Raw genomic sequence first — 5,798 nt, 5'->3', positions numbered from 1 at the left:
CACCAGGGCCGCCGGGCTGAACCGCCCGGAGACGACCTGCTCGAGGGGCAGCAGCAGGCCGATCACGATCCAGACCCCCACCACCCCGAGCCCGTGGGTGATCACCAACATCCGGGTGAGCACGCGCTGGACCCGCTTCTTCCGGCGCGGGGGTTCCTCCCGCTCGAGCCCGAGCATGCGAGTGCCCCACGGTGGGCGGGCGGAGTGCGCTGAGGGGGAGGTCACGGGGGAGTAGTCCTACCGGGCGGGGGCTGGGTGTCCATCGTCGCGCGAGTGGCGTCCGCACGCGTCGGGAATCGCCCTCCGCATCGCCAGATGGATCACACCTAATGCGCTAACTTAACTCCATGACCACGCCTCGGTTCAATCCCGGCCACGACATGCGTCACGAGACCTTCGGCGACATCCTCCTCGAACGCTCGACCGACGACCATCCCGGGCTCCTCTTCGAGGACTCGAGCTGGACGTGGCGGGAGTTCGTGGCGGAGAGCGCGGTCCGCGCCGCGATCCTGTCCGACTGGTCCGCAACGCACGCCGACGCGTACGCCGGCCGCCCCGAGCGGTTCCGTCACCTGCACGTCGGCATCCTGCTGGAGAACGTCCCCGAGTATCTGTTCCTCCTGTCCGGGGCGTCCATGGCGGGTGTGACGATCATCGGCATCAACCCCACCCGCCGGGGCGCCGAGCTGGCCTCGGACATCCGCGGGGTGGACTGCGACGTGATCGTCACCGACGCCCACGGCGCCGGGTTGCTCGACGGCCTCACCCTCGCCGACGGCACGGGGGGCGGCACGGGGGGCGACACGGGGGGCGTCGTGGCCGTGCACGAGGTGGACTCGACGGGGTGGCAGGAACTGCTCTCCGCCCACGCGGGGGCCGAACCCCGGCTCCACGACGCCGCCCGCGACCCCCACACCCTGCTCGCGTTGCTGTTCACCTCGGGCTCCACGGGCGCACCCAAGGCCGTGATGTGCTCGACCGGCCGTCTCGCGATGCTCGGCACGATCAACTACCGCAACCTGGTGAGGGACGACGTCGCCTACAGCGCGATGCCGCTGTTCCACGGCAACGCCATGTTCGCCGCGTTCGCCCCCGCCGCGTTCGTCGGGTGCACGTTCGCGATGCGCCGGACGTTCTCGGCCTCGGGCTTCCTGCCGGACGTGCTGCGTTTCGGCGCCACCTACGTCAACTACGTCGGCCGCTCGCTCTCCTACATCCTCGCCCAGCCCGAGCGTCCCGAGGAGAAGCAGACCGAGCTCAGGATCGTGTTCGGCACCGAGGCCTCGGCCCACGACCGCGCCGAGTTCGCCCGCCGCTTCGGCGTCGAACCGGGCGAGTCGTACGGCTCCAGCGAGGGCGGGGTCGTGATCGGCCGCACCTCCGACACCCCGCCGGACGCGCTCGGCGTCGCGGGCGCCTACATGGACGTCGTGATCCTCGATGAGGACGGCCGCGAGTGCCCGCGTGCCGAGTTCGACGCCGACGGGGGCCTGGCCAACGCCGGCGAGGCGATCGGGGAGATCTGCAACCTCACCGGCGCCGCCATGTTCGAGGGGTACTACCGCAATCCGGAGGCCACCGCCGAGCGCAACATCGGCGAGATCTACCATTCCGGCGACCTCGGATACCGGGACGCCGACGGGTTCTTCTACTTCGCCGGCCGGTCCGGGGACAAGATCCGCGTGGACAGCGAGAACTTCTCCGCCGGCCCGGTCGAGCGGATCCTCGACCGCTTCCCCGGCGTCCTGGTGGTCGCCGTCTACCCGGTGCCGGATCCCCGCACGGGCGACCAGGTCATGGCGGCCATCCAACTCGAACCGGACGTGACGTTCGACCCGGCCGCGTTCTCCGAGTTCTGCCGGACCCAACCCGACATGGGGACCAAATGGGCACCGCGCTTCGTGCGGATCATGGAGACCATGCCGGTCACCGCCACCCGCAAGATCGCCAAGCCCGACCTGCGCCGGCAGTCGTGGACCGAGCCCGGCGAGGTGTACGTCCGCGGCGGCGCCGCGTTGGCGGGAGGGCACGACGACGACGACGAATTCCGGCCGCTGACCAGCGTGGTCCGCGACTCGGTCCTCGAGCAGTATCGTCTCCACGGTCGGCAGCCGACCGGGGTGTGAGCAGCGGAGGCGTCAGCTCAGGATGCGCAGCTGGAACGGGTAGTTGATGGTCCGGCCGCGGGTCGCCCGCACCGTACCGATCAGGTGGCCGATGATCTGCAGGACGAAGGAGATCGCCAGCAGGACCAGGCCGATCGGGATGCCGATCACGGTGATGATGAAGATCCACCCGACGATGCTCATGATCCACAGGCCGACGTTGAAGTTGAACGACCCCGCGGCCGCCTGCCGGACGAACGGACTGCGGTCCTTGTAGATCAGCCACATCACGAGCGGCCCGACGAAGGAGAGCCACCCGGCGGACAGCGCCATGGCGATGAGGCTGGACGCGTGCGCGAGGGCCGCGGGGGTGCGGTCGTCGGGCCCGGCCACGGGCTGGTTTCCGTACGGCTGGTCTCCGAACTGCTGGAACTCGGGCTGCTGAGTCATGCCCCCAGTGTGCGCCTCCCGGGGCTGCGGGACATCAGGGATGTCCCCCGTGTCGCCCTGTTCCGCAGCCCGGGTTCACGGCCGATCGGGATACCGGGCGTCCTGGTCCCCCGCTATCCCGCGTTTCACCCGCCTGTCACATGCCCCGCCTACCCTGGCGGCCATGGCAGACACCCCACAGGATCCCACCGCAACCGACTCGGGGACCGACCCTCTCGCCCGGGCGGTGGCCCCACTACGGGAGGACGTCCGGTTCCTCGGTTCCCTGCTCGGCGAGACGATCCGGGAGCACGCCGGGGACCGGGTGTTCGATCTCGTCGAGACGGCCCGCCGGACGGCGTTCGCGGTCCGTCGCTCGGAGGCCGACAGGGACGAGGTGTCGGCCCTGTTCAAGGACATCAGCGCCGCCGACGCCATTCCGGTGATCCGTGCGTTCTCCCTGTTCGCGTTGCTGGCGAACGTGGCGGAGGACCTGCATCAGGAGCGCCGCAGGCGGTTGCACAGGGCCGCCGGCGAGACGCCGCCGGACGGGGACCTGGAGGTCACGTGGACCCGGCTGGCCGAGCTGCTGGAGGGGGACGACGACGAGCGACTGGCCGCCGTACGCGCCACCGCCCGCGTGTCCCCGGTCCTCACCGCGCACCCCACGGAGACCCGGCGCCGGATGGTGTTCGAGGCCACCCGCCGGGTTCACGTCCTCATGGCCCGCCGGGACGTACTGCGCTCGGCGGACCAGGACCCCGTGACGGAGGCCGACCTCGCCGAGCTCGAGCTCGAGCTGCGCAGGCTGGTCCTCGCACTGTGGCAGACCGCCCTCATCCGCAACGAACGTCCCCACATCGAGGACGAGGTGATGGCCGGACTCCAGTACCACGAGGCCACTCTGCTCGAGGTGATCCCGCCGCTCAACGCCCAGATCGACGAACGCCTCGGGTGCGGGGGCCGAGCGATGGTGCGCCCCGGTTCGTGGATCGGTGGCGATCGCGACGGCAACCCGTACGTCACCGGCGACGTGGTGCGGTTCGCCACCGACCGGGCGGCCGAACTGCTCCACGGCCACTACGCCGAGCAACTGCGCCTCCTCGAGCGTGAGTTGTCGATGTCGGCCCGGATCGTGGAGGCCGACTCCGGGATAGCGGAGCTGGCCGACTCCCTCACGGACACCGAGGTCGAGGGGAGCCCGGCGCGGGAGGACGTGCCGTTCCGCCAGGCGGTCCGGGTGGTCCGTCGCCGGCTCGCCGCGCGGGCCCGCGCGACCGGGTCGTCGCTGCCCCGCTCGGTGCTGCTGTCCGCCGGACGACTGATCGGCCTGGACGACGATCCCCCGTACGCCGACCCGGAGGAGATGGCGAAGGACCTCGAGACGATCGACGCCGGGCTCTCCGCGGTGGGGTCCGACCTGCTGCGCGCCCCGCGACTGCGGGACCTGCGGTGGGCGCTGAACTCGTTCGGGTTCCACCTGCAGTCCCTGGACATGCGCCAGAACTCGGAGTCGCACGAGGACCTGCTCACCGAGCTGTTCGCGCTCGCTGGGGTGTCCGAGGACTACGCGGCGCTCGACGAGGACGCCCGGGTCGAGCTCCTGCTCGGCGAACTCTCCCATGATCGACCGCTGCTCGGCGTCCGGGCGGAACTCTCGGAGTTCGCGGCCAAGGAGATGGGCGTGCTGCACGCCGCCGCGGAGGCGGTGGCCGGGCTCGGTCCCGACGTGGTGCCGCACTACATCGTGTCGATGTGTGGTTCGGTCTCCGACTTGCTCGAACCCGCAGTTCTCCTCAAGGAGGTGGGACTGTTCTCCGGCAGCCCGGACGAACCCCGGTCGACCGTGCGCCTCATCCCGCTGCTGGAGACCATCGACGACCTCGCCGGCGGGGCCCGGATGCTCGACGCGGCCCTGGCGCTCCCCCAGTTCCGCGCGCTCGTGCGTTCGCAGGACGACGTGCTCGAGATCATGCTGGGGTACTCGGACTCCAACAAGGACGGCGGGTACCTCGCCGCCAACTGGTCGCTGTACGAGGCCGAGCTCGCGCTCGTGGACGCGGCGGCCCGCGCGGACGTGCACCTGCGGTTCTTCCACGGCCGGGGCGGGGCCGTGGGACGCGGAGGCGGCAACTCCTACGATGCGATCCTCGCGCAGCCTCCGGGCGCGGTGCAGGGCGCGTTGCGGATCACCGAACAGGGGGAGATCATCTCCGCCAAGTACTCGGAGCCGGTCCGCGCCCGCCGCAACCTCGAGGCACTCGTGGCGGCCACGCTCGAGGTCTCACTACTCGACGTCGAGGGTCTGGGCGACGGCGCCGAGCAGGCCTACGCGGTGATGGCCGCGCTCGCCCGGCTCGGCCGCGAGGCCTACGCCGAGCTGGTGCACGAGGACCCGGGCTTCATCGAGTACTTCACCACCTCCACCCCGCTCAGCGAGATCGGCGAGCTCAACATCGGCTCGCGCCCCACCTCCCGCAAGCAGACCTCCACGGTCGACGACCTGCGCGCCATCCCGTGGGTGCTGTCGTGGTCGCAGTCCCGCGTCATGCTGCCCGGCTGGTTCGGCGTCGGCTCCGCGCTGCGGCGCTGGGTCGAGGACGGCGGGGGTGAGACCGACGGGGATGCGACCGACGGTCACGCGAATGCCGGCGACCGTGACACCGCAGCGGCCGGGGGCACGAACGCCGAGGAACGGTTGGCCACGCTGCGACGCCTCTACCGGGACTGGCCGTTCCTGCGCACCACGCTGTCCAACATGGCGCAGGTCATGGCCAAGGCCGACATGGGCCTGGCGGCCCGGTACGCCGAGCTGGTCCCGGACGCCGAGGTGGGCAGGAGGATCCACGGGGTGATCTCCGACGAGTTCGACCTCACCCGCGAGATGCTGCTGGCCGTGACCGGGCAGGAGACCCTGCTGGACGACAACCCGGCGCTCGCCCGCTCCGTCCGCAACCGGTTCCCGTACCTCGAGCCGCTCAACGTGCTGCAGGTGGAGTTGCTGCGGCGCTACCGCGCGGGCGACCGGGACCCCGACGTGCGGACGGGAATCCAATTGACGATGAACGGCCTGGCCACCGCGCTGCGCAACTCGGGCTGAACCCCCCGTCGAGAAGAGCGTTCCGAACGCGTTTCCCGAGTGCCGATGCGCGGAACGCTCTTCTCGATGCGGGGCCGGGGCCGGGCGGGGCCGGGCGGGGCCGGGCCGCTATCGCAGTTGCCGCTGCGCGAGCGGGATGAGCAGCACGCACACCACCGCCAGGG

Annotated in this window: 4 protein-coding genes; 2 read left to right on the top strand and 2 right to left on the bottom strand. The window is 71.1% G+C overall.

Annotated features, from left to right (window positions below):
* A partial coding sequence (locus G6027_RS13665; RefSeq protein ID WP_182637645.1) for a hypothetical protein occupies positions 1-225 on the bottom strand: 225 nt, incomplete at its 3' end.
* Between the two features lie 122 nt (positions 226-347).
* On the opposite strand from G6027_RS13665, the gene G6027_RS13660 reads away from it, so the two are divergent.
* On the top strand, positions 348-2,126 hold the full coding sequence (locus G6027_RS13660) for an AMP-binding protein (RefSeq protein WP_241727121.1): 1,779 nt from the start codon (positions 348-350) through the stop codon (positions 2,124-2,126).
* Positions 2,127-2,138: 12 nt separating this feature from the next.
* On the opposite strand, the gene G6027_RS13655 is transcribed toward G6027_RS13660, so the two are convergent.
* Positions 2,139-2,555, bottom strand: coding sequence for a DUF4870 domain-containing protein (locus G6027_RS13655; protein WP_182637644.1), 417 nt, complete (start codon positions 2,553-2,555; stop codon positions 2,139-2,141).
* 163 nt (positions 2,556-2,718) lie between these two features.
* Here G6027_RS13655 and ppc point away from each other — a divergent pair, with 163 nt between their 5' ends.
* Positions 2,719-5,634 carry a phosphoenolpyruvate carboxylase gene (ppc, locus tag G6027_RS13650; protein ID WP_187702896.1) on the top strand — a complete coding sequence of 972 codons (2,916 nt, stop codon included), beginning with the start codon at positions 2,719-2,721 and terminating at the stop codon, positions 5,632-5,634.
* Positions 5,635-5,798 lie beyond the last annotated feature (164 nt).

Origin of the sequence: Dietzia sp. SLG310A2-38A2 (assembly GCF_014145095.1) — a bacterium.
In the GTDB taxonomy this organism is placed as follows: Bacteria; Actinomycetota; Actinomycetes; order Mycobacteriales; family Mycobacteriaceae; genus Dietzia.
The sequence above is the reverse complement of the archived record's forward strand: the minus strand, read 5'-3'. Positions and strand labels throughout refer to the sequence as shown.